Annotated in this window: 21 protein-coding genes and 1 pseudogene; 13 read left to right on the top strand and 9 right to left on the bottom strand. The window is 60.8% G+C overall.

Annotated elements, in window-relative coordinates; genetic code table 11:
• Positions 1–143 precede the first annotated feature (143 nt).
• Positions 144–676 (bottom strand): annotated as a pseudogene (locus tag ACA072_RS26780) (REP-associated tyrosine transposase).
• Between the two features lie 249 nt (positions 677–925).
• On the bottom strand, positions 926–1966 hold the full coding sequence (locus ACA072_RS26775) for a threonine aldolase family protein (RefSeq protein WP_010467030.1): 1041 nt from the start codon (positions 1964–1966) through the stop codon (positions 926–928).
• A 133-nt stretch (positions 1967–2099) separates the two neighbouring features.
• Here ACA072_RS26775 and ACA072_RS26770 point away from each other — a divergent pair, with 133 nt between their 5' ends.
• From ACA072_RS26770 to ACA072_RS26730, 9 genes are all read left to right on the top strand, one after another.
• Complete coding sequence (locus ACA072_RS26770) at positions 2100–2810, top strand: TraX family protein (RefSeq protein ID WP_497621655.1); 711 nt, start codon at positions 2100–2102, stop codon at positions 2808–2810.
• 284 nt (positions 2811–3094) lie between these two features.
• Positions 3095–4348 carry a serine hydroxymethyltransferase gene (gene glyA / locus ACA072_RS26765; protein WP_497621654.1) on the top strand — a complete coding sequence of 418 codons (1254 nt, stop codon included), beginning with the start codon at positions 3095–3097 and terminating at the stop codon, positions 4346–4348.
• 23 nt (positions 4349–4371) lie between these two features.
• Positions 4372–5622 (top strand): sarcosine oxidase subunit beta, encoded by a 1251-nt coding sequence (locus ACA072_RS26760; RefSeq protein ID WP_007947735.1) that lies wholly within the window; start codon positions 4372–4374, stop codon positions 5620–5622.
• Positions 5623–5636: 14 nt separating this feature from the next.
• Positions 5637–5966, top strand: a complete 330-nt coding sequence (locus ACA072_RS26755) for a sarcosine oxidase subunit delta (protein ID WP_274075562.1) — start codon at positions 5637–5639, stop codon at positions 5964–5966.
• Positions 5963–8980, top strand: a complete 3018-nt coding sequence (locus ACA072_RS26750) for a sarcosine oxidase subunit alpha (RefSeq protein WP_497621652.1) — start codon at positions 5963–5965, stop codon at positions 8978–8980. The genes ACA072_RS26755 and ACA072_RS26750 overlap by 4 nt, the downstream gene beginning before the upstream one ends.
• 129 nt (positions 8981–9109) lie before the next feature.
• Positions 9110–9742: a sarcosine oxidase subunit gamma gene (locus ACA072_RS26745; protein ID WP_497621651.1), complete on the top strand. Its 633-nt coding sequence runs from the start codon at positions 9110–9112 to the stop codon at positions 9740–9742.
• Positions 9743–9874: 132 nt separating this feature from the next.
• A complete protein-coding gene (gene purU, locus ACA072_RS26740) occupies positions 9875–10732 on the top strand; it encodes a formyltetrahydrofolate deformylase (RefSeq protein WP_497621650.1) in 858 nt (285 codons plus the stop codon).
• Between the two features lie 203 nt (positions 10733–10935).
• Entirely contained in the window at positions 10936–12135 is a 1200-nt protein-coding gene (fdhA, locus tag ACA072_RS26735) for a formaldehyde dehydrogenase, glutathione-independent (protein ID WP_007947729.1), read from the top strand.
• Between the two features lie 315 nt (positions 12136–12450).
• Positions 12451–13005 carry a DUF2780 domain-containing protein gene (locus ACA072_RS26730; RefSeq protein ID WP_497621649.1) on the top strand — a complete coding sequence of 185 codons (555 nt, stop codon included), beginning with the start codon at positions 12451–12453 and terminating at the stop codon, positions 13003–13005.
• Between the two features lies 1 nt (position 13006).
• Here the strand turns inward: ACA072_RS26730 and yihG are convergent, their stop codons facing one another.
• Entirely contained in the window at positions 13007–13894 is an 888-nt protein-coding gene (gene yihG / locus ACA072_RS26725) for a 1-acylglycerol-3-phosphate O-acyltransferase, YihG family (RefSeq protein WP_497621647.1), read from the bottom strand.
• 326 nt (positions 13895–14220) lie between these two features.
• Between yihG and rloA2 the strand changes: the two genes are divergently transcribed.
• From rloA2 to creD, 4 genes are all read left to right on the top strand, one after another.
• Positions 14221–14727 (top strand): retropepsin-like aspartic peptidase RloA2, encoded by a 507-nt coding sequence (rloA2, locus tag ACA072_RS26720; protein WP_109635414.1) that lies wholly within the window; start codon positions 14221–14223, stop codon positions 14725–14727.
• 59 nt (positions 14728–14786) lie between these two features.
• Positions 14787–15467, top strand: a complete 681-nt coding sequence (gene creB, locus ACA072_RS26715) for a two-component system response regulator CreB (RefSeq protein ID WP_497621645.1) — start codon at positions 14787–14789, stop codon at positions 15465–15467.
• Positions 15467–16885: a two-component system sensor histidine kinase CreC gene (gene creC / locus ACA072_RS26710; protein ID WP_497621643.1), complete on the top strand. Its 1419-nt coding sequence runs from the start codon at positions 15467–15469 to the stop codon at positions 16883–16885. Before creB ends, creC begins: the two co-directional genes overlap by 1 nt.
• Before the next feature lie 188 nt (positions 16886–17073).
• Positions 17074–18444: a cell envelope integrity protein CreD gene (gene creD, locus ACA072_RS26705; protein ID WP_497621641.1), complete on the top strand. Its 1371-nt coding sequence runs from the start codon at positions 17074–17076 to the stop codon at positions 18442–18444.
• A 210-nt stretch (positions 18445–18654) separates the two neighbouring features.
• Here creD and ACA072_RS26700 read toward each other — a convergent pair whose 3' ends face one another.
• The 6 genes from ACA072_RS26700 to ACA072_RS26675 all read right to left on the bottom strand — a co-directional run bounded on the left by ACA072_RS26700 (position 18655) and on the right by ACA072_RS26675 (position 25101).
• On the bottom strand, positions 18655–19284 hold the full coding sequence (locus ACA072_RS26700) for a glutathione S-transferase (RefSeq protein ID WP_497621638.1): 630 nt from the start codon (positions 19282–19284) through the stop codon (positions 18655–18657).
• 279 nt (positions 19285–19563) lie between these two features.
• On the bottom strand, positions 19564–19743 hold the full coding sequence (locus tag ACA072_RS26695) for a hypothetical protein (protein ID WP_497621637.1): 180 nt from the start codon (positions 19741–19743) through the stop codon (positions 19564–19566).
• Positions 19740–20870: a PepSY-associated TM helix domain-containing protein gene (locus tag ACA072_RS26690; protein ID WP_497621636.1), complete on the bottom strand. Its 1131-nt coding sequence runs from the start codon at positions 20868–20870 to the stop codon at positions 19740–19742. The genes ACA072_RS26695 and ACA072_RS26690 overlap by 4 nt, the downstream gene beginning before the upstream one ends.
• Positions 20871–20943: 73 nt before the next feature.
• The gene (locus ACA072_RS26685; RefSeq protein ID WP_497621634.1) at positions 20944–23370 is read right to left on the bottom strand and encodes a TonB-dependent siderophore receptor; all 2427 of its coding nucleotides are present in this window, start codon (positions 23368–23370) and stop codon (positions 20944–20946) included.
• A gap of 244 nt (positions 23371–23614) precedes the next feature.
• Complete coding sequence (locus ACA072_RS26680; protein ID WP_497621631.1) at positions 23615–24586, bottom strand: FecR domain-containing protein; 972 nt, start codon at positions 24584–24586, stop codon at positions 23615–23617.
• Entirely contained in the window at positions 24583–25101 is a 519-nt protein-coding gene (locus tag ACA072_RS26675) for an RNA polymerase sigma factor (protein ID WP_497621630.1), read from the bottom strand. Before ACA072_RS26675 ends, ACA072_RS26680 begins: the two co-directional genes overlap by 4 nt.
• Positions 25102–25192 lie beyond the last annotated feature (91 nt).

Genomic DNA, 25192 nt, shown 5'->3' with positions numbered 1-25192 from the left:
CCGCGTGGGAATGCAGCCCGTGACGCTCCGCGTCACAACGGTGCCCGGCATTGCATGTGCGATGAGGTAGGAACGCGGAGCGTCCCGAGAGGCATTCCCACGCGGAGCATGGGAACGATCAGGTGGCGGGAGCTTCTGGAGCCTTAATACCACCGCTGAATCTCGATCAGGCCGTCCATCCCTGCATAGTTCCTCGCACTGGAATATCGCCATTGCTCCGGCAAATCCAATACCCACGCTTCACCGGGTTGTAGTGGATGTAATCCAGCTTTTGGCGCATCACCGTTTCGCTGAACACCATCTCTGCGTGTGAACCTTCCTGCCACAGTTGATAAACCCGATCTTGCTTGTGCGCACGTTTGCTGAAACGTAGGCGCTGCAACGCGCGCTCGGCTCCTTTGCTTTGCAGGTCGTCGATGATTTGTCGGGCGGTGAAAGATTTGAATTGGCTAAGGCATTTGCTCAAGTCTGGAGCCTGGGCAACAAAGTGCAGATGGTTCTCCAGGACGACATAGCCGTACAGCTTCAGGTTTTGATGGGTTTGCTGATAGCGCCAGCAATTGAGCAGATGATCGACGATGTAGGGGCGGATAAACAGTGGAAGCCATTCCGTGACCGTGCAGGTCAGGAAGTGCGGTTTGTCGGGTTCAGTGATGGTGTAGCGGCTGCGGCCCATGGATGCATTCCTTTGCGCGGGAATGGCTAGGGTGAGCGCCTTGGTGTGATGGGTCTAGCAGACAGCGACGCGGAGCGAGTGGGAAATTGCGACACACCCGTAATGATCGTTCCCACGCTCTGCGTGGGAATGCAGCCCGTGACGCTCTGCGTCACAACGGTGTCCGGCTCTGCGCAGGTGGTGAGGCAGGAACGCGGAGCGTCCCAAGAGGCATTCCCACGCAGAGCGTGGGAACGATCATGTGCAAAATCAGTGGGACATGACTTCGCGGATATCCGCTGCCAGTTCCCGGACACGTTCTTCTTCGGTGTCCCACGAGCACATGAAGCGTGCGCCGCCGTTGCCGATGAAGGTGTAGAAACGCCAGCCCTTGGCGGTCAGTGCGGCGATGGCCGGTTCCGAGAGTTGCAGGAACACGCCGTTGGCCTGGACCGGGAACATCAGTTCCACGCCTGGAATGTCGCTCACCAGCTCAGCGAGCAGCTGCGCGCAATGGTTGGCGTGGCGGGCGTATTTGAGCCAGGCGTCGTTTTCCAGGATCCCGACCCAGGGGGCTGAGAGGAAGCGCATCTTGGACGCGAGCTGCCCGGCCTGTTTGCAGCGGTAATCGAAGTCTTCAGCCAGCTTATGGTTGAAGAACAGAATCGCCTCACCCACCGCCATGCCGTTTTTGGTGCCGCCGAAGCACAGCACGTCGACGCCAGCCTTCCAGGTAAGGTCGGCCGGGGAGCAGCCGAGGAATGCGCAGGCGTTGGAGAAACGCGCGCCGTCCATGTGCAGGTTCAGGCCCAGCTCTTTGCAGGTGGCGCTGATGGCGCGGATTTCTTCCGGGGTGTAGACGCTGCCGACTTCGGTAGCCTGGGTCAGGGTCACGACGCGGGGTTTCGGGTAGTGGATGTCCTGGCGCTTGAGGGCGACTTCGCGGATCGATTCCGGGGTTAGCTTGCCGTTTTCGGTGCGGGCAATCAGCAGCTTGGAACCGTTGGAGAAGAATTCCGGCGCGCCGCATTCGTCGGTTTCGACGTGGGCAGTTTCCGAGCAGATCACGCTGTGGTAACTCTGGCACAGCGACGACAGGGCCAGCGAGTTGGCGGCGGTGCCGTTGAAGGCGAAGAACACTTCGCAGTCGGTTTCGAACAGTTTGCGGAAATCATCGGACGCGCGAGCGGTCCATTCATCGTCGCCGTAAGCGCGCTGGTGGCCGTGGTTGGCCTGTTCCATGGCAGCCCAGGCTTCAGGGCAGATACCGGAATAGTTGTCGCTGGCGAATTGTTGGCTCTTATCGGTCATGGCCCTGCTTTCCGTGGTCGAGACGCTTATGGTGAAGCGACCCGTGGTCAATGATGGTGCGCACTTTACCGAAGATCATCCGGGGAGCACACGGGATGCGTCTGACAGAACAATACAAAGACGACGGGCAATTATGCACATGACGCAACGGGATGGGGCACTGGATCTGCTCAAGTGGCTGGCGCTATTGAGCATGGTGCTCGATCACCTGCGATATATCGGTTATTCCGTCGATCTGCTGTATGTGCCAGGGCGACTGGCGTTTCCGTGGTTCTGCCTGGCGATGGCGGCAAATGTTTTGCGGGCGCGGGAAATAACAAATCAATGGCGCTATTTGGGCTGGTTGCTGCTGTTCAGCGCCATCAGCGAAGTCCCGTATCGCCTGTTCATACCTGATCCCGACACGTTGAACGTAATGCCTACGCTGGCGCTGGGGTTGCTGGTGGCGCGTGGCTGGCAGGACAGGACGCAGCAATCGCGACTGCTCGCGGTCGGCGCGCTGGTGCTGGCGGCGCTGTTCCCGCAGTGGCTGATGTTCGGTTTTTTCGGCGTGCTGCTGCCGCTGGCGATGTTGCTGGTGATCAAACGGCCCTGGTATTACAGCCTGTTGCCGGGGTTGGTGTGCCTGGCGGCGAATCAATGGGAAGTTCTGTTTTACTCCGCGCGGTTCGGTAATGGAGCGGCCATTCTTGGCATTGCCGCTTGTCTGATTGCGCCATTGCTGGGGCTGGTCTTGTTGCGACATGCCAAGCATCTGAAGCCGCCGCCGATGCGGCGTTGGGCGTATGCCCTGTATCCGCTGCATTTTCTGCTGTTGCTCGCAGTGCGACAGATCATCACCTAACCCCTGTGGGAGCGGGCTTGCTCGCGAATGCGGTGTGTCATTCAGCATAGTTGTCGACTGGCGCACCGCATTCGCGAGCAAGCCCGCTCCCACAAGGGGTCTCTGTCGATTTAAGGAGTGTGTTCGGCATGCCATTTCCCGCCATGTCGTAAACGCACCTTTGCGTGGCGTCCGTAGGCATTTGGCCTGTCTGCGCCGGTCATACCATCGCATCAAAGGGCACTGTCGAAACACCGGTGCCTTACCGAGACGAATGGCGCATAGATGCCGCTGGGAGAGACGCGATGTTCAGCAAGCAAGACCAGATCCAGGGTTACGACGATGCACTGCTGGCGGCGATGAATGCCGAGGAGCAACGCCAGGAAGATCACATCGAGCTGATCGCGTCCGAGAACTACACCAGCAAACGCGTCATGGAAGCGCAAGGCAGCGGCCTGACCAACAAATACGCTGAAGGTTATCCGGGCAAGCGCTACTACGGTGGCTGCGAGCACGTCGACAAGGTTGAAGCCCTGGCCATCGAACGCGCCAAGCAACTGTTCGGCGCCGATTACGCCAACGTGCAGCCGCACTCCGGCTCCTCGGCCAACAGCGCCGTTTACCTGGCCCTGCTGCAAGCCGGCGACACCATTCTCGGCATGAGCCTGGCCCACGGTGGTCACTTGACCCACGGCGCCAAAGTGTCGTCCTCGGGCAAGCTGTACAACGCCGTGCAGTACGGCATCGACACCAAGACCGGGCTGATCGACTACGACGAAGTCGAGCGTCTGGCCGTCGAGTGCAAGCCGAAGATGATCGTTGCCGGCTTCTCGGCTTACTCCAAGACCCTAGACTTCCCACGCTTCCGTCAGATCGCCGACAAGGTCGGTGCGCTGCTGTTCGTCGACATGGCTCACGTCGCCGGTCTGGTCGCTGCCGGCCTGTACCCGAACCCGCTGCCGTATGCCGATGTGGTTACCACCACCACCCACAAGACCCTGCGCGGTCCGCGTGGCGGCCTGATCCTGTGCAAGGCCAACGAAGAAATCGAGAAGAAGCTCAACGCCGCCGTGTTCCCGGGTGCCCAGGGCGGCCCGCTGATGCACGTGATCGCGGGTAAAGCGGTGTGCTTCAAGGAAGCGCTGGAGCCGGGTTTCAAGGCCTACCAACAACAAGTGATCGACAACGCCCAGGCCATGGCCGGCGTGTTTATCAAACGCGGCTACGATGTAGTGTCCGGCGGCACCGATAACCACCTGTTCCTGGTCAGCCTGATCCGTCAGGGCCTCACCGGCAAAGAGGCGGATGCAGCACTCGGTCGCTCCCACATCACTGTGAACAAGAACGCTGTCCCGAACGATCCACAGTCGCCGTTCGTCACCTCCGGCCTGCGCATCGGCACCCCGGCGGTGACCACTCGCGGCTTTAAGGTCAGCCAGTGCGTCACGCTGGCCGGCTGGATCTGCGACATCCTCGACAACCTCGGCGATGCCGATGTCGAGGCGAATGTCGCGCAGCAAGTGTCGGCACTGTGCGCGGACTTCCCGGTTTATCGCTGAGCGCGGTTTTGGAGTAAATGACTATGCAACGCTACTCGGGCTTCGGCCTCTTCAAACACTCCCTCAGCCATCACGAAAACTGGCAGAAAATGTGGCGCACGCCGACCCCTAAGAAGGTCTATGACGTGGTCATCGTCGGCGGTGGCGGGCATGGTCTGGCGACCGCCTATTACCTGGCCAAGGAACACGGCATCACCAACGTGGCCGTGGTCGAAAAAGGCTGGCTGGGCGGCGGTAACACCGCGCGCAACACCACCATCGTTCGCTCCAACTACCTGTGGGACGAGTCGGCGCACCTGTACGAACACGCGATGAAATTGTGGGAAGGCCTGTCCCAGGACCTGAACTACAACGTGATGTTCTCCCAACGCGGCGTTTACAACCTGTGCCACACGCTTCAAGACATTCGTGATTCCGAGCGTCGGGTCAGCGCCAACCGCCTCAACGGTGTGGACGGTGAACTGCTCGATGCCAAGCAAGTGGCCGACGAGATTCCGTACCTCGACTGCTCGAAGAACACCCGCTATCCGGTGATGGGCGCTACCGTCCAGCGTCGCGGCGGCGTGGCCCGTCACGATGCCGTGGCCTGGGGCTTTGCCCGTGCCGCTGACGCCTTGGGCGTGGACCTGATTCAACAGACCGAAGTGATCGGCTTCCGCAAGGAAAACGGCGTGTGCATCGGTGTCGAAACCAACAAAGGCTTCATCGGCGCCAAACGCGTTGGTGTCGTGACCGCCGGTAACTCCGGGCATATGGCCAAGCTGGCCGGTTTCCGTCTGCCGATCGAATCCCACCCGCTGCAAGCGCTGGTGTCCGAGCCGATCAAGCCGATTATCGACAGCGTGATCATGTCCAACGCCGTACACGGTTACATCAGCCAGTCCGACAAGGGCGACCTGGTGATCGGCGCCGGTATCGACGGCTACAACGGCTACGGCCAGCGTGGTTCGTACCCGGTGATCGAGCACACCATCCAGGCCATCGTCGAGATGTTCCCGGTGTTGTCCCGCGTGCGCATGAACCGGCAGTGGGGCGGCATCGTCGACACCACGCCGGATGCGTGCCCGATCATTTCGAAAACACCGGTACCGAACATGTTCTTCAACTGCGGTTGGGGCACCGGTGGCTTCAAGGCCACACCTGGCTCGGGCAACGTGTTTGCTGCGAGCCTGGCCAAGGGTGAAATGCACCCATTGGCTGCACCTTTCTCAATTGACCGTTTCCACAACGGTGCGTTGATCGATGAACACGGCGCTGCTGCGGTTGCCCACTAACAGGAGAAATCCCCATGTTGCATATCTTCTGTCCTCACTGCGGCGAGCTGCGCTCTGAAGAGGAATTCCACGCATCCGGCCAGGCGCACATCCCGCGTCCACTGGATCCGAACAGCTGCACCGACGAGGAGTGGGGCGACTACATGTTCTTCCGCGATAACCCTCGCGGCCTGCACCACGAGCTGTGGGATCACGTCGCCGGTTGCCGTCAGTATTTCAACGCCACCCGTGACACCGTGACTTACGAGATTCTCGAAACCTACAAGATCGGCGCCAAGCCGCAGTTCACCGACAAGACCGATAGCCCGAAAGCGGCCACGACGGCTCTGGGAGAGAAGGTATGAGCCAGATCAATCGCCTGTCCAACGGTGGACGGATCGACCGTAACAAAGTGCTGAGCTTTACCTTCAACGGCCAGGTCTACAAAGGCTTTGAAGGTGATTCGCTGGCCGCTGCCCTGCTGGCCAACGGTGTCGACATCATCGGTCGCAGCTTCAAGTATTCCCGTCCACGCGGCATCTTTGCTGCGGGCGCCGAAGAGCCGAACGCCGTGCTGCAGATCGGCGCGACCGAAGCCACGCAGATCCCGAACGTACGCGCCACCCAACAAGCGTTGTACCAAGGCCTGGTCGCCACCAGCACCAACGGCTGGCCGAGCGTGAACAACGACATGATGGGGATTCTCGGCAAGGTCGGCGGCAAGCTGATGCCGCCGGGCTTCTACTACAAAACCTTCATGTACCCGCAATCGTTCTGGATGACTTACGAGAAGTACATTCGTAAGGCCGCAGGTCTTGGCCGTTCGCCGACCGAGAACGATCCGGACACCTACGACTACATGAACCAGCACTGCGACGTGCTGATCGTCGGCGGTGGCCCTGCTGGCCTGGCCGCTGCATTGGCAGCAGCGCGCAGCGGTGCTCGCGTGATCCTCGCCGATGAGCAGGAAGAGTTCGGCGGCAGCCTGCTCGACTCCCGCGAAAGCCTCGACGGCAAGCCAGCGGCCGAGTGGGTCGCCAGTGTTATCGCCGAATTGAAAGACACTCCGGACGTGCTGCTGTTGCCGCGCGCCACGGTCAACGGTTACCACGACCATAACTTCCTGACCATTCACGAGCGCCTGACCGATCACCTCGGCGACCGCGCACCGATTGGCCAGGTGCGTCAGCGTATCCACCGGGTTCGCGCCAAGCGTGTGGTCCTGGCGACCGGCGCTCACGAGCGTCCACTGGTCTACGGCAACAACGACGTGCCGGGCAACATGCTCGCCGGCGCTGTGTCGACTTATGTGCGTCGTTACGGCGTGGCACCGGGCAAAAAACTGGTGCTGTCGACCAACAACGATCACGCCTACCGCGTTGCACTGGATTGGCTCGACGCCAGCCTGCAAGTCGTCGCCATTGCCGACGCCCGCAGCAATCCGCGCGGTGCGCTGGTTGAAGAAGCACGCGCCAAAGGCATCCGTATCCTGACCGGCAGCGCCGTGATCGAGGCCCGTGGCAGCAAGCACGTGACCGCCGCTCGCGTCGCCGCGATCGACGTCAAAGCACACGCCGTGACCAGCCCTGGCGAGTGGCTCGATTGCGATTTGATCGCCAGCTCCGGCGGTTACAGCCCGGTGGTTCACTTGGCTTCGCACTTGGGCGGCAAGCCGACCTGGCGTGAAGACATCCTCGGTTTCGTACCGGGCGAAGCACCGCAGAAACGCGTGTGCGTCGGTGGCATCAACGGCGTCTATGGCCTCGGCGATTCGTTGGCCGAAGGTTTTGAAGGCGGTGCTCGCGCAGCCAGCGAAGCCGGTTTCAGTGTGGTTGAAGGCACGCTGCCGAAAGCCCTGAGCCGTCTCGAAGAGCCAACCCTGGCGCTGTTCCAGGTGCCGCACGAAAAAGGCACCGCGCGCGGGCCTAAGCAATTTGTCGACCTGCAAAACGACGTCACTTCCGCCGCCATCGAACTGGCGACCCGCGAAGGCTTCGAGTCGGTCGAACACGTCAAACGCTACACCGCACTGGGCTTCGGCACCGACCAGGGCAAGCTCGGCAACGTCAACGGCCTGGCCATTGCCGCCCGTTCGCTGAACGTGACCATCCCGCAGATGGGCACCACCATGTTCCGTCCGAACTACACGCCGGTGACTTTCGGCGCCGTGGCCGGCCGTCACTGTGGGCACATCTTCGAGCCTGTGCGTCACACCGCGCTGCATCACTGGCACGTAAAAAATGGCGCCGAGTTTGAAGACGTCGGTCAGTGGAAGCGTCCTTGGTACTTCCCGAAAAACGGCGAAGACATCCACACCGCCGTCAAACGCGAATGCAAAGCCGTGCGCGACAGCGTTGGCCTGCTGGACGCCTCGACGCTCGGCAAGATCGACATTCAAGGCCCGGATGCGCGTGAGTTCCTCAACCGCATCTACACCAACGCCTGGACCAAGCTCGATGTGGGCAAGGCCCGTTATGGCCTGATGTGCAAAGAAGACGGCATGGTGTTCGACGACGGCGTCACCGCCTGTCTCGCCGACAACCACTTCGTGATGACCACCACCACCGGCGGCGCGGCACGCGTGCTGCAATGGCTGGAAATCTACTCCCAGACCGAATGGCCAGAGCTGAAGGTGTACTTCACGTCCGTGACGGATCACTGGGCAACCATGACCCTGTCCGGGCCGAACAGCCGCAAGCTGCTCAGCGAAGTCACCGACATCGACCTGACCAACGAAGCGTTCCCGTTCATGACCTGGAAAGAAGGCCTGGTCGGCGGTGTGCCGGCGCGGGTGTTCCGGATTTCGTTTACTGGTGAACTGTCGTACGAAGTCAACGTGCAAGCCGACTACGCCATGGGCGTTCTCGAGAAGATCGTCGAGGCTGGCAAGCAGTACAACCTGACCCCGTACGGCACCGAAACCATGCACATTCTGCGGGCCGAGAAGGGCTTCATCATCGTCGGTCAGGACACCGATGGCTCGATGAACCCGGACGACCTGAATATGGGCTGGTGTGTCGGTCGCACCAAACCGTTCTCGTGGATCGGCCAGCGTGGCATGAACCGTGAAGACTGTTTGCGTGATCAGCGCAAACAACTGGTGGGCCTGAAGCCGATCGATCCGACCAAATGGCTGCCGGAAGGTGCGCAACTGGTGTTCAACACCAAGCAGACGATCCCGATGACGATGGTCGGTCACGTCACCTCCAGCTACCTGCACAACTCCCTCGGCTATTCGTTTGCGATGGGTGTGGTGAAGGGCGGCTTGAAGCGCATCGGTGAGCGCGTGTTCGCACCGCTGGCGGATGGCAGCGTGATCGAGGCGGAAATCGTTTCTTCGGTGTTCTTCGATCCGAAAGGTGATCGCCAGAACGTGTAAGTCGATCGTTCCCACGCTCTGCGTGGGAATGCATCCCGGGACGCTCCGCGTCCCAAGAGCGGACGCAGAGCGTCCATGGCGGCATTCCCACGCAGAGCGTGGGAACGATCAACAAAAGAAAGGTGCTTTATGACCGCAGCCAATGTTTACCAACAACGCCCAACCACTGGGGCCAAGGCCGAGTCGTCGCTGCATCACGCCGACCTGCCAAGTCTTGTGGGCAAGGGCCGCAAAAGCGCCGGCGTGATCGTGCGTGAGAAAAAACTCCTCGGCCACCTGACCATTCGTGGCGATGGCCATGATGCTGCGTTTGCTGCCGGCGTGCACAAAGCCCTCGGCATCGAATTGCCGGGCGCGCTGACTGTCGTCGTCAAAGGCGAAATCAGTCTGCAATGGATGGGGCCGGATGAATGGCTGCTGATCGTGCCGACCGGTGAAGAATTCGCCGCCGAGCAAAAACTGCGCGAAGCGCTGGGCGATCTGCACATCGCGATCACCAACGTCAGCGGCGGCCAGCAGCTCCTCGAATTGAGCGGCCCGAACGTGCGCCAGGTGCTGATGAAATCCACCAGCTACGACGTGCACCCCAACAGCTTCCCGGTGGGCAAGGCTGTGGGCACCGTGTTTGCCAAGTCGCAACTGGTGATTCGCCATACCGCCGAAGACACCTGGGAGCTGCTGATCCGTCGCAGTTTCTCGGATTACTGGTGGTTGTGGTTGCAGGATGCGGCTGCCGAATACGGGCTTAGCGTCCAGGCGTAACACGGATGATCGTTCCCACGCTCTGCGTGGGAATGCATCCCGGGACGCTCTGCGTCCCAAGAGCGGACGCCGAGCGTCCATGGCGGCATTCCCACGCAGAGCGTGGGAACGATCAACAGGAGTCACCGCACTATGAGCCGCGCCCCAGACACATGGATTCTGACCGCCGACTGCCCAAGCGTCCTCGGCACCGTGGACGCGGTGACCCGCTTTCTGTTCGAGCAGGGCTGCTACGTCACCGAGCACCATTCCTTCGATGATCGGCTCTCGGGCCGTTTCTTCATTCGCGTGGAATTCCGTCAGCCCGACGGCTTCGACGAACAAGCCTTCCGCGCAGGCTTGGAAGAGCGTGGCCAAGCCTTCGGCATGATCTTCGAACTGACCGAGCCGAACTACCGGCCAAAAGTGGTGATCATGGTTTCCAAGGCCGATCACTGCCTCAACGATTTGCTCTACCGCCAGCGCATCGGCCAATTGTCGATGGACGTGGCCGCCGTGGTCTCCAACCACCCCGACCTGAAACCGTTGGCCGACTGGCACCAGATTCCCTACTACCACTTCCCGCTCGACCCGAATGACAAGCCGTCGCAAGAGCGTCAGGTGTTGCAGGTGATCGAGGAGTCCGGCGCCGAACTGGTGATTCTTGCCCGTTACATGCAAGTGCTGTCGCCGGAGCTATGCCGCAAACTCGACGGCAAGGCGATCAACATCCATCACTCCCTGCTGCCGGGTTTCAAAGGCGCCAAGCCTTATCACCAGGCCTACAACAAGGGCGTGAAACTGGTTGGCGCGACGGCGCACTACATCAACAACGACCTGGACGAAGGCCCGATCATCGCTCAGGGCGTAGAGGTGGTGGATCACAGTCATTACCCGGAAGACCTGATCGCCAAGGGGCGGGATATTGAAGGGCTGACGTTGGCCCGGGCGGTGGGATACCACATTGAACGACGGGTTTTCCTCAACGCGAATAGAACAGTCGTTCTTTAGATCGCCATCGCTAGCAGGCTAGCTCCCACAGGGTTTTGGGGTGTTCACAAATCCTGTGCTCACCCGAATCACTGTGGGAGCTAGCCTGCTAGCGATGAGGCCATTACAAGCAAAACATAAACAGCATCTGTACCCGAGCAATCAACGCGCCGCCGATCCATGGCGACGCGACCGCTACATAAAAACAACAGCGAGGTGAAAGCATGTCTGGCAATCGTGGTGTGGTGTATCTCGGCAATGGCAAAGTCGAAATACAGAAAATCGACTATCCGAAAATGCAGGACCCGCGCGGCAGGAAGATTAACCATGCTGTCATCCTGCGCGTGGTTTCCACCAACATCTGTGGTTCCGACCAGCACATGGTGCGCGGTCGTACCACCGCCCAGACCGGCCTGGTATTGGGTCACGAAATCACCGGTGAAGTGATCGAGAAGGGCAGCGACGTCGAGAACCTGCAGATTGGCGATCTGGTTTCAGTTCCGTTCAACGTGGCTTGCGGGCGCTGCCGTTCCTGCAAGGAAATGCACACCGGCGTTTGCCTGAGTGTTAACCCGGCGCGTCCGGGCGGTGCTTACGGTTACGTCGACATGGGCGACTGGACCGGCGGCCAGGCCGAATACGCGATGGTGCCGTACGCCGACTTCAACCTGCTGAAACTGCCTGATCGCGACCGCGCGATGGAAAAAATCCGCGACCTGACCTGCCTCTCCGACATCCTGCCCACCGGCTACCATGGCGCAGTCACCGCCGGCGTTGGCCCAGGCAGCACCGTGTACATCGCAGGTGCCGGCCCGGTCGGCCTGGCCGCTGCTGCTTCCGCTCGACTGCTGGGCGCGGCGGTGGTGATCATCGGCGACGTCAACACCGTTCGCCTGGCACACGCCAAGGCTCAGGGTTTCGAAATCGCCGACCTGTCCCTGGACACCCCGTTGCACGAACAAATCGCTGCACTGCTAGGCGAGCCAGAAGTGGATTGCGCCGTCGACGCCGTAGGCTTCGAAGCGCGCGGCCACGGCCATGACGGCGTGAAACACGAGGCTCCGGCCACCGTGCTCAACTCGCTGATGGGCGTAGTGCGGGTTGCCGGCAAAATCGGTATTCCGGGCCTGTACGTGACCGAAGATCCAGGTGCCGTCGATGCCGCCGCAAAAATGGGCAGCCTGAGCATCCGCTTCGGTCTGGGCTGGGCCAAATCCCACAGCTTCCACACCGGCCAGACGCCAGTGATGAAGTACAACCGCCAGCTGATGCAGGCGATCATGTGGGACCGTATCCACATTGCCGACATCGTGGGTGTGGAAGTCATCAGCCTGGATGACGCGCCACGTGGTTATGGCGAGTTTGATGCGGGCGTGCCGAAGAAGTTTGTGATTGATCCGCACAAACTGTTCAGCGCGGCGTAAGCTTTCACGAAATGCAAAACGGCGACCCGAGGGTCGCCGTTTTTGTTTATGTTTTACATCAACCCTATGGCGAGGGAGCTTGCTCCCGTTGAGCTGCGAAGCGGCTCCAAACGTTGCGATTTCGATCTTCAAGACACAACGTGTCTGACAGTTTCGCGACAGCTTGGCCGCCAAACGGGAGCAAGCTCCCTCGCCACAGGTGCGTGAACGGGGTAAAAATGCGGCAGCAAGGAACAATGCCCAGCAAACCCCGGTCAAACCGGCAGTTTTCCCGTACGCTCACGGGCGGTTTTCATGGCGCAAGAGGATGTCTGGATGAAGATTTCACGCGGTTTTGCACTGGCTTCGCTGATGACCCTCGCGGCCAGCCCGGTCTTCGCCGGTTTCAGCCTGGAAGATGTGACCAAAGCGGCCTCGAGCATGCAGGGCGGGAATGCGGCCGCAGCGGCTGCGCCAACTTCAGAAACGGCGGATTTGCTGAGCGCGCTAAGCCAGTTGAGCGTAACGCCACAACAAGCCGTTGGCGGAACAGGAGCGATGCTGGGGCTGGCAAAAAATCAATTGAGCTCGACCGATTACTCGGAACTGGCCAAAAGTGTTCCGGGGATCGACAAGTTGTCCGGCGGCGGTGAGTTGGGTGCCCTCGCGGGCTTGCTCGGGTCTTCCGGCAAGGCGGCGGGTCTGGACAATGCCCTGGGCGCCGTAAAGAACACCAACGATCTGAACAATGCTTTCAGCGCGCTGGGCATGGACAGCGGCATGATTGGCCAGTTTGCCCCGGTGCTTTTGCAATACCTCGGTCAGCAGGGCGTTGGCGGTTCGCTGCTGGAAAGCCTGGGCGGGATCTGGGGCGCTGGCACCGGTAGTTGATTCAGCGGCGTTCGGCGCGCAAGGCGTCGATGCGTTGATCCTTCTCGATCCAGAGCTGGTTGACCCAAGTCTGGATCGTTTCGCGAAACACCGGATCGTTCTCGTAATCGCCCTGCCACAGCGCCGGGTCGAGTTCGCGGGTCTTGATGTCGATGATGACCCTCGGCACGTTGCCGCTGATCAAGTCCCAAAACCCCGGAATCTGCTGCTGCGGATACACCAACGTCACATCGAGAACGGCGTCCAGCTGTTCGCCCATCGCCGCCAGCACAAACGCCACACCGCCAGCCTTGGGCTTGAGCAGGTGAATGAACGGTGACTGCTGCTGAGTGCTTTTCGCCGTGGTGTAGCGGGTGCCTTCCAGGTAATTGACCACGGTCACCGGCTGACGCTTGTACAACTCGCACGCCGCTTTGGTGATTTCCAGATCCTTGCCGGCCAGCTCGGGGTGTTTCGCCAGGAATGCCTTGGTGGAGCGCTTCATGAACGGATAGTCCAAGGCCCACCATGCCAGGCCCAGGAACGGCACCCAGATCAGTTCTTTCTTGAGGAAGAACTTGAAGAACGGCGTGCGGCGGTTCAGCGTCTGGATCAACGCCGGGATATCGACCCAGGATTGATGGTTGCTGATCACCAGATACGACGTGTCGAGGCGCAGATCATCGCCGCCGCGGATGTCCCATTGGGTGGGGATGCACAGGCGGAAGATCAGCTTGTCGATTTCGGCCCAGGTTTCGGCGATCCACATGACTGCCGATGAGGCATCGTCGCGAAAACGGCCGGGCAGGATCAGTTTGAGCAGGGCAAACACCATCAGCGGCCCGAACAGGACCAGGGTGTTGAGCAACAGCAGCAGGGTAACGAAACAGCCGGTGAGCAGGCGGCGCATAAGTCACTCTTGAAAGCCTTTGGGCGCGCCATGATAAGCAGCTTCGGGCGACAGGCCAAATCGGTGGTGACGAATGTTTCACCTTTTCGGCGGTATGCTTGAGCGAATTTGAACCTGTCAGCATTTGTGTGACCGATCCGGCCTCTTCGCGGGCAAGCCCGCTCCCACAGTGATTAGGGTGTACACAAGGTTTGTGAGCGACACGAAATCCTGTGGGAGCGTGCGGTGCGGCGATCCGACTTGCCCGCGATGCGATTTCAAGAACGAACGAATTGCTCACTGACGGTCTAAAATTCCGCTGCCCACTCCTTATGGATGCCCATTACGTGAAATCCCTCCTTGCACTGCTTTCCCTCGTGGCCCTGCCGGTCCTGGCCGCTGAGCCGACGCTGTACGGGCGTTACGAATACATTGCGCTGCCGGAAATCGGCGGCGAAGTCCTTAAAGCCAAAATGGACACCGGCGCTCTGACGGCGTCGCTGTCGGCCAAGGACATCGAAACCTTCACCCGCGACGGCGACGAGTGGGTGCGTTTCCGCCTCGCCACCAAAGACGCGAGCAACAAGGTCTATGAACACAAGGTCGCGCGGATCAGCAAGATCAAAACCCGCTCCGAAGAAGATGATGATGACAAGGAAGCCATCGAGCCCACCAAGCGTCCGGTGGTCGATCTGGAACTGTGCCTGGGCAACGTCAAACGCACCGTCGAGGTCAACCTCACCGACCGCAGCAGCTTCAATTACCCGCTGCTGATCGGTGCCAAAGCCTTGCGTGAATTCGGCGCAGCGGTGAACCCGGCGCGGCGTTTCACCGCCGACAAACCCGACTGCTGATTGACGGAATGTGAGGCTTGGGGCACCGTTCGCCCACTTAACTGCCGGGCTCGGATGCCATGCCTCATATCCTGATAGTCGAAGACGAAGCGGCGATTGCCGACACCCTGATATTCGCGTTACAGGGCGAGGGGTTCACCACCACTTGGCTGAGCCTCGGCGCGGCTGCGCTGGAGCATCAGCGCCAGACCCCGGCCGACCTGATCATTCTCGACATTGGCCTGCCGGACATCAGCGGCTTCGAGACCTGCAAGCAACTGCGGCGTTTCAGCGAAGTGCCGGTGATCTTCCTCAGCGCCCGTGATGCGGAAATCGACCGCGTGGTGGGCCTGGAAATCGGCGCCGACGACTACGTGGTCAAGCCGTTCAGCCCCCGGGAAGTCGCGGCGCGGGTCCGGGCGATTCTCAAGCGCATGGCGCCACGACCGGTGACTGACGTCTCAACGCCGTTGTTTCGGATTGACAGCGAACGGGTGCAGATCAGCTATCGCAATCAGCCATTGAGCCTCACTCGCCACGAATTCCGCCTGCTGCAATGCCTGCTGGAACAACCTGAACGGGTCTTCAGTCGCGAGCAATTGCTCGATGCGCTGGGGGTCGCCGCCGATGCCGGTTACGAGCGCAGCATCGACAGCCACATCAAAAGCGTGCGCGCCAAACTGCGTCTGGTGAAGTCCGACGCCGAGCCAATCCAGACCCATCGCGGCCTCGGCTACAGCTACAGCCCGGGGCTCAGCTGATGCCGTTGGGGATCCGCATTTTTCTGGTCTACGTGCTGTTCATCGGCCTGACCGGTTACTTCGTGCTCAACACCGTGATGGAAGAAATCCGCCCCGGCGTGCGTCAGTCCACCGAAGAAACCCTGGTGGATACGGCAAACCTGATGGCCGAGATCCTGCGCGACGACTTCAAGGCCGGCACCCTCAACCAGAACCGCTGGCCCGAACTGCTCAAGGCCTATGGCGAACGGCAGCCGAAGGCGAGCATCTGGGGCTTGCCGAAGAACCAGGTCAACCACCGCATCTACGTCACCGACGCCAAAGGCACCGTGGTGCTGGACTCCAGTGGCGCAGCGGTGGGGCGGGATTACTCACGCTGGAACGACGTCTACCTGACGTTGCGCGGTGAATACGGCGCGCGTTCCACCCGCAGCGATCCAAACGATGCCAACTCCTCGGTGATGCACGTCGGCGCGCCGATTCGCGACAACGGCCGGATCATCGGCGTGGTCACCGTGGCCAAGCCCAACAGTTCGTTGCAGCCTTACGTGGATCGCACCGAACGTCGATTGCTCGCCTATGGCGCGGGGCTGATCGGCCTGGGCCTGCTGTTCGGCGCGCTGTTGTCGTGGTGGTTGAGCGCGGCGCTGCGACGGTTGACGGCTTATGCGCAGGCGGTGAGTGAAGGCCGGCGCGTCGAGGTGCCGCATTACCGTGGCGGAGAGCTGGAGCAGCTGGCGACGGCGGTGGAACAGATGCGAACTCAGCTGGAAGGCAAAGCCTACGTCGAACGTTATGTGCACACGTTGACCCATGAATTGAAGAGCCCGCTGGCGGCGATTCGGGGTGCGGCGGAACTGCTGCAAGGTGACATGCCGTTGGCTCAGCAGCAGCGTTTCGTCAGCAACATCGACAGCGAAAGTGTGCGCATGCAGCAGTTGATTGAGCGGCTGCTGAACCTGGCCCAGGTTGAACAGCGCCAAGGTCTGGAAGAGCGGGTGGCGGTGCCATTGGCAGGTTTGGTGGATGAGTTGCTCAACGCCCAGGCCGCGCGGATCGAAGGCAAGAAGTTGCGGGTGGAACAGCGGATTGCGCCGGACATGAACCTGCATGGCGAGCCGTTTCTGTTGCGTCAGGCGTTGGGGAATCTGCTGGAGAATGCGTTGGATTTCACACCTGCCAAAGGTGTGCTGCGGTTCAGTGCCGAGCGTGTCGGGGAGCAAATCGAGTTTAGGTTGTTCAATCAGGCTGAGTCGATTCCTGACTATGCGCTGCCGCGTTTGAGTGAGCGTTTCTACTCGTTGCCGCGTCCGGACAGTGGGCGCAAGAGCACCGGGTTGGGGCTTAACTTTGTGGAAGAGGTGGTCAAGTTGCATGGTGGGTCATTGAGCATTGGCAATGTCGAAGGCGGTGTGGAAGTCGTATTGCGCCTGGCTTAGGACCTAGTCGCAGCATTCGCGAGCAAGCCCGCTCCCACATTTGACCGCGATCCCCTGTGGGAGCGGCGGTGCGGCGATCCGACTTGCTTGCGAAGGGGCCGACCCAGTCTTCACAAATCTCCATATTCCCCTCATAAATCCCCCACACACCGACTCCAGACTCTCCCCATCCAAACAGGGAGAGTCCCATGAACCGCAGCCTGACCATAAAACTCGGGGCCATTGCCCTTCTGATTCTGTTATTGCTCATTCCGTTGCTGATGATCAACGGCGTCATCCAGGACCGCCAGCAACTGCGCGACGGTGTGCTCGAAGACATTGCCCGCAGTTCCAGCTACAGCCAGCAATTGAGCGGACCGCTGATGGTGGTGCCGTACCGCAAAGTGGTGCGCACCTGGAAGCTCAACGAGAAAACCAACGAGCGCTACCAGGAAGTCGGTGAAGAACGCGGGCGTCTGTATTTCCTCCCTGAACGCTTCGAACTCGACGGCCAGGTGCAGACCGAACTGCGCTCCCGTGGCATTTATGAGGCGCGGCTGTTTCACGCCGACAACCGCATCAGCGGGCATTTCTCGGTCCCGGCGCAACTGGGCATCAAGGAAAACTTCGCCGACTACCAGTTCGACCAGCCGTTTCTGGCCGTCGGTATCAGTGACATTCGCGGTATCGAAAACGCCCTGAAACTCGAACTCAATGACCAGCGCCTGGACTTTGTTCCGGGTACTCAGGTGGGCTGGTTAGGCGAAGGTGTTCATGTGACGTTGCCGGCGCTGGATGTGAAGCAAGCCACGGAATTGACCTTTGGTTTCGACCTGCGGCTGCAAGGCACCGGTCAGTTGCAGATCCTTCCGGTGGGCAAGACCAGCAAAGTGTCGCTGAGCGCCAACTGGCCGCACCCAAGCTTCATCGGCAACTACCTGCCGGCCCAGCGTGAAGTCACCGATCAGGGTTTTACCGCCAACTGGCAGACCTCGTTTTTCTCCACCAACCTGCAAGAAGCGCTGAGCAGTTGCGTGTCCGGTGGTGGTTGCGAGGCGTACAACGGCCGCAGCTTTGGCGTGAGCTTCATCGATCCGGTGGACCAGTACCTGAAGAGCGATCGGGCAATTAAATATGCGCTGCTGTTCATCGTGTTGACCTTCGCTGGGTTCTTCCTCTTTGAAGTGCTGAAAAGCCTCGCGGTGCACCCGGTGCAATACGCGTTGGTGGGCGTGGCGCTGGCGTTCTTCTACCTGTTGCTGCTGTCGCTGTCGGAACACATCGGTTTTGCCCTGGCCTATCTGTTGTCGGCGGGCGGCTGTGTGTTGTTGATCGGCTTCTATGTCTGCCATGTGCTGCGCAGCGTGCGTCACGGCTTGAGCTTTTCAGCGGGGTTGGCAGCGCTGTATGGCTTGCTCTACGGCTTGTTGAGTGCCGAGGATTACGCGCTGTTGATGGGCTCGCTGTTGCTGTTCGGCTTGCTCGGCGTGTTCATGGTGCTGACCCGCAAGCTGGATTGGTACGGGATCGGGCCGAAACCGGCCAAGCCGCTGGAATTTGATATCGGAGCGGTGGAATGAGCCGGTCGTTGGGGTTGCGTGAGGATCAGCGGGAAGGGCAAGTGTTGGCGACGCTGGTTCATGGGCTGTTTCCGATGGATCCGGTGTGGTGCCATCGCGAGCAGGCTCGCTCCCACAAGGGATCTCCAGTGAACACAAAATTGGTGCACACCAAAGCTCAACTGTGGGAGCGAGCCTGCTCGCGATGAGGCCGCAACCGTCAGCGAAGATTCAAACCTTCGGCATCGTCGCCACCATCGAAGGCCGCTGACTCACCTCGAAATACCAGGCCGCCAGCTGCGGATTCGCCTCGCGCCATCCCAGATCCTGATGGCGCAAGTCGACGTAACCCAGCGCACACGCCACGCTGATCGCCGCCACATCAAAATGGCTGGTCAGCTCGGCAATCGCATCCTTCTCCAACAGTGCCAGCGCACGACGAATCTTGTCGCGCTGGCCGTCGAGCCATTCGTCCCAATGCTTCTCGGGGGCGCGCAGGGCCACTTCATAACGAACCATCACCGAAGCGTCCATGATCCCGTCGGCCAGGGAGGCCAGGGTCAAACGGCGCCAGCGGGCCGAGCCTTCGCGGGGGATCAGCGGGTTGCCGACGTGTTGATGATCGAGGTAATCGAGGATCACCCGGCTGTCATGGATGACGTTGCCGTCGGCCAGGCGCAGGGCCGGGATCTTGCCCAGCGGGTTGTCGTCGTTGAGCGCCTGATCCGGGTTCACCGGCGTGAGCACGCAGTCTTGCAACGCCACGCGGTCGGTCTGACCGGTTTCGTGCAACAACACCATGACTTTGCGAACGAAGGGCGATAACGAATTGTGGAACAGGGTCATGCTGGGGGCGGACATGGCAGCATCTCGGTAGGGGGCAGTGCTGGGCAGCATAGCGCGTTGATCCGGGAGCTCAAGCGGATGGAGGTCAAACCCCAAGCGCCTGCCCTCATGTGACGCCAATGACTTGTAGCAGCTGCCGAGCAGCGCGAGGCTGCGTTCGGCTGCGTAGCGGCCGCAGCCCGACAGACGCGGAGTGCCTGACACATCAATACAGCAGGATTTGCGGCCGCTGCGCAGCCGAACGCAGCCTCGCGTTGCTCGGCAGCTGCTACAGGATCCTTCAGTGAGTTCAGATCAGCGGCGTTGCAGCAGGCCGCGCAGGGCAAGGACAGCGGGGACGCCCAAGCCCAGCCAGCTCAAGGCGTCCCACACGCCATCTCCCAGCAACGCAGCGAACAGCCCCGCTGCGCTGAGCAGGGCGATCACGGTAGGCGTGCCGAAGACCTTCCAGAAGTTCGACTGTCGCGGCCTCATGCCTGAGCCTCCGCTTGTTCGAGCAAAGGTTTCGCTGCCTTGCGCCGCACCACCCACAGATAAACACCGCTGCCCAGCACGACGATGGTCAGCACATCCAGAGTTGCCCAGAGGATTTTCATTGGCATGCCGCCGTAATCACCGAAGTGCAGGGGCTGCGACAGGCCCATGGCGTCCATGTACCACGGTCGTTCGGCCACAGCCGTGACGTGCAGAGTACTGGCGTCGATCAACACCGGGGTCAGCAAGTGCGAAGTCAGGTGGGTGCTGCCCTTCATGAACACCGCGTAATGGTGTTCGCTGGAAAACCGTGAGCCGGGGAAGGCGATGAAATCGGGTTGCATGCCCGGCGCGACGTCCTTGGCGATGTCGAGCAAACGGGTCGCCGGCGCCAACTGCGTCAGCGGTGGTGCGTCGCGATACGGCGCGATCATCGTGCTCAAGGCATCGTTACGCCACGCGGCAATCAGCAGGTCGGCGCAGGCACTGATCACGCCGGTGACACCGACCACCAGCGCCCAGGTCAGGGTGACCACGCCGATCAGGTTATGCAGGTCAAGCCAGCGCAGGCGAGTGGATTTGTCCTGGCGCACGGTGGCGAATTTCAAGCGGCGCATGAACGGCAGGTACAGCACCGTCCCGGAAACAATGGCCGCGACAAACATCAGCCCCATGAACGCCAGCAGCAACTTGCCCGGCAGTCCGGCGAACATGTCCACGTGCAGGCGCAGCATCACCATCATGAAACCGCCGTTGGCTGACGGCATTTCCAGCGCTTCGCCGGTACGGGCATCGAGCATGAAGGTGTGCGACGAGTTGGGTTCGGTACCGGCGGTGGCCGCCATGATGGCGATCGCCGCGTTGGGCTCTTCCTCGTCAAATCCAAAATACTGCATGACTTCGCCGGGGCGATGCTTTTCTGCCGCCTGCACCAACTGTTGCAAATTCAGTTGCGGGGTGTCCGCCGGCATTTGCTTCAACTCGGCGGCATCGCCCAGCAGATGGTCGATCTCGTGGTGAAAGATCAACGGCAGGCCGGTCAGCGCCAGCATCAGCAGGAACACCGTGCAGATCAGGCTGGTCCAGGTGTGGACGAACGACCAGCGGCGAATTGTTTTACTTTTCATTTCGTGGCCCTTAGAAATACCAAAGCCGTCCTCGAAGGACGGCTTGGGTCTTGGAGCGTTTCAGCTCAGGCAATTACCACTTGTACGTTGCACTGGCGACGACGCTGCGCTGGTCGCCGTAGTAGCAGTAGAAACTGTCACAGGTGGAAATGTAATCCTTGTCCAGCAGGTTAGTGGCGTTAAGCGCCAGTGACGCGCCTTTGAGGCTGTTGTCCAGACGGCCGAGGTCGTAATGGATCGCCGCGTCGAACACGGTATAGGCATCGGCCTTGCCCAGCCAGGTATTGCCCTGATCGCCGTAGGTGTTGCCGGTGTAGCGAGCGCCGGCGCCAATGCCAAAACCGTCCAGCACGCCGGCGTGCCAAGTGTAATCAGCCCACAGCGAAGCTTGTTGGTTAGGCATCAGTTGCAGGCGATTGCCCTTGAAGTCGCCTTTCTGCACTTCGGACTTGGCCAGGGTGTAGGCGGCGATGATTTTCAGGTTTTCGGTGACGTCGGACACCGCTTCCAGCTCCAGGCCCTTGACCTTCACTTCGCCGGTCTGGCTGGTGATTGGTGTCGCGCCGACAGTGGTGGTGACCGAGACATTTTTCTGGGTCAGGTCATACACCGCCGCACTGAGCAGGGTGTTGCTGCCCGGTGGCTGGTACTTGATGCCCAGTTCCCACTGCTTGCCTTCGGTCGGCTTGAACGATTCGGTGGTCGAGGCTGATGCGCCAGTGGTCGGCTGGAAGGATTCGGCGTACGACAGGTACGGCACAAAGCCCGAGTCGAACACATAGCTGATCGCCGCGTTGCCGCTGAAGGCCTTGTCGCGCTCGGTGTTGGTGGCGTCGCCCTTGTTGAAGAACTCGGTGCTGGTGTGGACCCAATCCTCACGTCCGCCGGCGGTCAGGCGCCATTGGTCGAGAGCCATTTGATCCTGCACGTACAGGCCGGTCTGGTAGGTCTTCTGGTTGTAGTCGTAGAACGCGGTGGAGCGCGGCGGACGAACGATCGGCTGGCCATAGATCGGGTTGTTGACGTTGGTGGTCAGCCCGTCGCCGAAAATCGAGGTGTAGTTGGTGTTGCTGCGCTGGTGATCGAGACCCAGCAGCAGGGTGTGACGGACATCGCCGGTGGCGAAGTCGGCCTGGAAGTTGTTATCCACGGCAAACTGGCTGATGTCTTCATCGACGATGGTGCTGGTGCGCCCGACATTGCCCTCGTTATCCACCTGGGTGAACGGATACGAGCCGACAGTGAGGCCCTGGAACGACAGATCGGATTTGGTGTAACGCAGGTTCTGCTTGAACTGCCAGACGTCGTTCAAGCGATGTTCGAATGCATAACCCAGCGCGTAGTAGGTGCGGTCGTAGTATTCCCAGTCCGGGTCGCCGAGGTTCTTGTGATGGGACACCTTGCCGAACGGCATGTCGATCTTGGTGCCTTGCACCGGCAGGAACTGGCTGGTGATGCCGGTATCGTCGCGGGTGAATTGCGTGAGCAAGGTGAACTTGGTGTCTTCGTTGATGTTCCAGGTCAGGCTCGGCGCAATGTTGTAGCGCTTGTTGTCGACGTGGTCGATCTGCGTGCCGCTGTCGCGCACCACGCCGCTCAGGCTGTAGAGGAACTGGCCTTCGTCATCGATCTTGCCGGTGCTGGCGAAGTTGATCTGGCGCTGATTGTCGCTGCCGTACTGCAGCTGGATCTCATGGCTGTCTTCGGCGGTTGGACGGCGGCTGACCATGTCCAGCAGGCCGCCCGGCGGGGTCTGGCCGTAGACCGACGACGCCGGGCCACGCAGCAGGGCGAGGCGATCGAGGTTCCAGGTTTCCTGTTTCGGGTTGGCGTACGTGCCTTTTGGCAGCGGCAGGCCATCGAGGAACTGGGTCGGTTCGAAACCGCGTACGCGCAGCCAGTCGGCGCGGGTGTCGCTGCCGTAGCTGCTGGCGACGATGCCGGGCATGTAGCGCACGGCGTCATCGAGGTTCTGCACATTGCGATCTTCCATTTGCTGGCGGGTCGCGACCGAAATCGAGCGCGGCGCTTCGACCAGCGCGGTGTCGGTCTTGGTGCCGGCGGCGGTGCGCGTGGCGACGTAGCCTTCCACCGGGCCCCAGGCGCTTTCAGTATTTTCGACACCGATGACGGCGGTTTCCGGCAGGGCCAGCGTGCCCTCGGGAATGGCGACCAGGCTGTAGGTGCCGGCGCTGCTCTCTTCCAGTTGCAGACCGGAGCCGCGCAAGGCTTCACGCAGGGCGCCAGTGGCGTCGAATTGCCCTTTGACCGGGGCCGAGGTTTTACCGGCAGCCAGGGACGGATTCAACGACAGCGCGAGGCCTGCCTGGCTGGCGATCTGGTTCAGGGTGCTGGCCAATGGCGCGGCAGGCAGGTTGTAGGCGCGAACGCTGGACGCCTGTTCGGCGGCAATCAGCTGAGTGCTGGCCAGCGGGGCGCAAAGGGCAATGGCAACTGCCAGCAAGCTGGGGCGCAACAAGGTGTCTAGCGAACGGGACATACAGAGGCTCCTGAATGGAAATATTTCTCAATTGCCTAGGTGCCGAACGAAAATCCAAAAGTGATAGGGCTGGATGAAAATAATTTCGATTCAGTAAGTGGTGGGGCTGATTCGAGAGGTGTGCTGAGATGATCGTTCCCACGCTCTGCGTGGGAATGCCTCATTGGACGCTCTGCGTCCGCTTCGGCATGTGACGCGGAGCGTCACGGGCTGCATTCCCACGCGGAGCGGGGGAACGATCATCTCAGGGTTTGGTTTCAGCCTTCGCCACCGTCACCCACCACGGCGTGTGCTGTTCGATCTGCACCGGCAGGGTCGGCAGCAGCGCACTCAGGGCCTTGTCGGTGTCGTGCAGCGGGAAGCTGCCGGTGATCCGCAGGTCAGCAACCTCCGGCGCAACGCCCAAATGCCCGCGTCGATAACGGCCGAGTTCGTGCACCAGGTCTTCCAGTCGTGCGTTGTCCACCACCAGCATGCCGCGGGTCCAGGCATCGGCGCCGAGGTTCAGCGCGACGATTGGGCCCAGCCCATTGCTGCGCATCAGCACTTGCTGGCCTTCACGCAGGATCTGTTCTTCAGGACTCGACTGCGGATGGGCGGCAACAGCGGATTGCAACACGCTCAGTCGCGTGCCGTCGTCCTCGCGTTTGACCAGGAACCGCGTGCCCAGCGCGCGCAGGCTGCCTTCACGGGTTTCGACAATAAACGGCCGGGTATCGCCGTGACCGGTTTCGACGAGAATCTCGCCTTCCTGAAGGATGATCAGCCGCTGCTTCTCATCGAAGCGTACGTCCACGGCGCTGTGGGTGTTGAGGTTAATCAGCGTGCCGTCGGTCAGGCGCAGGGTGCGCTGCTCGCCGGTGGCGGTGCGCTGGTCGGCCAGCCAATAGTCGATGGGCAGATAACGATCACCGGCGAACAGCGCCAGCCCGATCACCGCGACGATGCTGGCCAGGCCACTGCCAAGCTTGCGTACCCGCCGGCGAATGCTTTCGCGCGACTGCAGTAACGCCGTGCGCGCCGGGCCGCTGGCGACGCTGAAACGCTGGTCGAGCATGCCCAACTGGCGCCACGCCCGAGCGTGTTCCTCGTGGGCGGCGTGCCATTTGGCGAACTCTTCGCGCTCCACCGGGTTGCCGGAATCCAGGGACAATTGCCAGGCAATGGCGGCGTCCAGCACCTGGGCCGACACCGGTTTGGAGCTGACCGGGTTCATATCGGCTCACCGTATAGCGCGATGTAGCACTGGCGAATACCTTGGGCCAGGTACTGACGAACCCGAGGCACCGACACGCCCAGACGCTCCGCGATTTGCGCATGGCCGAGACCGTCGAGACGGTTATAGAGAAACGCTGCACGGGCCTTGCTTGAAAGCTTGCCGAGCAGGCGGTCGATGTTTTTCAGGTCTTCGAGGATCAGTTGTTGTTCTTCCACCGACGGTTGTTCGCCTTCGGGGATCAGCATCAACTCGGTGAGGTAGGCCTGTTCCAGTGCGGCGCGACGGAAATAGTCGAACAGCAGACCCTTGGCGATCGCCACCAGAAACGCCCGCGGTTCGCGCGGCTCTTTCAGCTCATCACGGCCCAGCAAACGCACGAAGGTGTCCTGGCTCAGGTCTTCGGCCCGTTGCGGACAGGCTACATTGCGTCGCAGCCAAGCCAATAGCCAACCGCGATGGTCGCGATACAACGCACCAACGAGCTCACTTTGGGGGCTTTGGACTGACGACACGCAGCATCACCGATTGGGAAGTGTTAACTAACGAGAATTGTTCGCGATTGTGGCAGAGGCGGGGGAGGTAAGCAATTGGCCACTGGTCAGG

This window comes from Pseudomonas sp. LBUM1656 (genome assembly GCF_059716065.1).
The sequence above is the reverse complement of the archived record's forward strand: the minus strand, read 5'-3'. Positions and strand labels throughout refer to the sequence as shown.

Bases quoted from the DNA above. Each gene is read 5' to 3' on its own strand.
- ACA072_RS26775 (WP_010467030.1), bottom strand. From the start codon at position 1,966: ATGACCGATAAGAGCCAACAATTCGCCAGCGACAACTATTCCGGTATC.
- ACA072_RS26770 (WP_497621655.1), top strand. From the start codon at position 2,100: ATGCACATGACGCAACGGGATGGGGCACTGGATCTGCTCAAGTGGCTG.
- glyA (WP_497621654.1), top strand. From the start codon at position 3,095: ATGTTCAGCAAGCAAGACCAGATCCAGGGTTACGACGATGCACTGCTG.
- ACA072_RS26760 (WP_007947735.1), top strand. From the start codon at position 4,372: ATGCAACGCTACTCGGGCTTCGGCCTCTTCAAACACTCCCTCAGCCAT.
- ACA072_RS26755 (WP_274075562.1), top strand. From the start codon at position 5,637: ATGTTGCATATCTTCTGTCCTCACTGCGGCGAGCTGCGCTCTGAAGAG.
- ACA072_RS26750 (WP_497621652.1), top strand. From the start codon at position 5,963: ATGAGCCAGATCAATCGCCTGTCCAACGGTGGACGGATCGACCGTAAC.
- ACA072_RS26745 (WP_497621651.1), top strand. From the start codon at position 9,110: ATGACCGCAGCCAATGTTTACCAACAACGCCCAACCACTGGGGCCAAG.
- purU (WP_497621650.1), top strand. From the start codon at position 9,875: ATGAGCCGCGCCCCAGACACATGGATTCTGACCGCCGACTGCCCAAGC.
- fdhA (WP_007947729.1), top strand. From the start codon at position 10,936: ATGTCTGGCAATCGTGGTGTGGTGTATCTCGGCAATGGCAAAGTCGAA.
- ACA072_RS26730 (WP_497621649.1), top strand. From the start codon at position 12,451: ATGAAGATTTCACGCGGTTTTGCACTGGCTTCGCTGATGACCCTCGCG.
- yihG (WP_497621647.1), bottom strand. From the start codon at position 13,894: ATGCGCCGCCTGCTCACCGGCTGTTTCGTTACCCTGCTGCTGTTGCTC.
- creB (WP_497621645.1), top strand. From the start codon at position 14,787: ATGCCTCATATCCTGATAGTCGAAGACGAAGCGGCGATTGCCGACACC.
- creC (WP_497621643.1), top strand. From the start codon at position 15,467: ATGCCGTTGGGGATCCGCATTTTTCTGGTCTACGTGCTGTTCATCGGC.
- creD (WP_497621641.1), top strand. From the start codon at position 17,074: ATGAACCGCAGCCTGACCATAAAACTCGGGGCCATTGCCCTTCTGATT.
- ACA072_RS26700 (WP_497621638.1), bottom strand. From the start codon at position 19,284: ATGTCCGCCCCCAGCATGACCCTGTTCCACAATTCGTTATCGCCCTTC.
- ACA072_RS26695 (WP_497621637.1), bottom strand. From the start codon at position 19,743: ATGAGGCCGCGACAGTCGAACTTCTGGAAGGTCTTCGGCACGCCTACC.
- ACA072_RS26690 (WP_497621636.1), bottom strand. From the start codon at position 20,870: ATGAAAAGTAAAACAATTCGCCGCTGGTCGTTCGTCCACACCTGGACC.
- ACA072_RS26685 (WP_497621634.1), bottom strand. From the start codon at position 23,370: ATGTCCCGTTCGCTAGACACCTTGTTGCGCCCCAGCTTGCTGGCAGTT.
- ACA072_RS26680 (WP_497621631.1), bottom strand. From the start codon at position 24,586: ATGAACCCGGTCAGCTCCAAACCGGTGTCGGCCCAGGTGCTGGACGCC.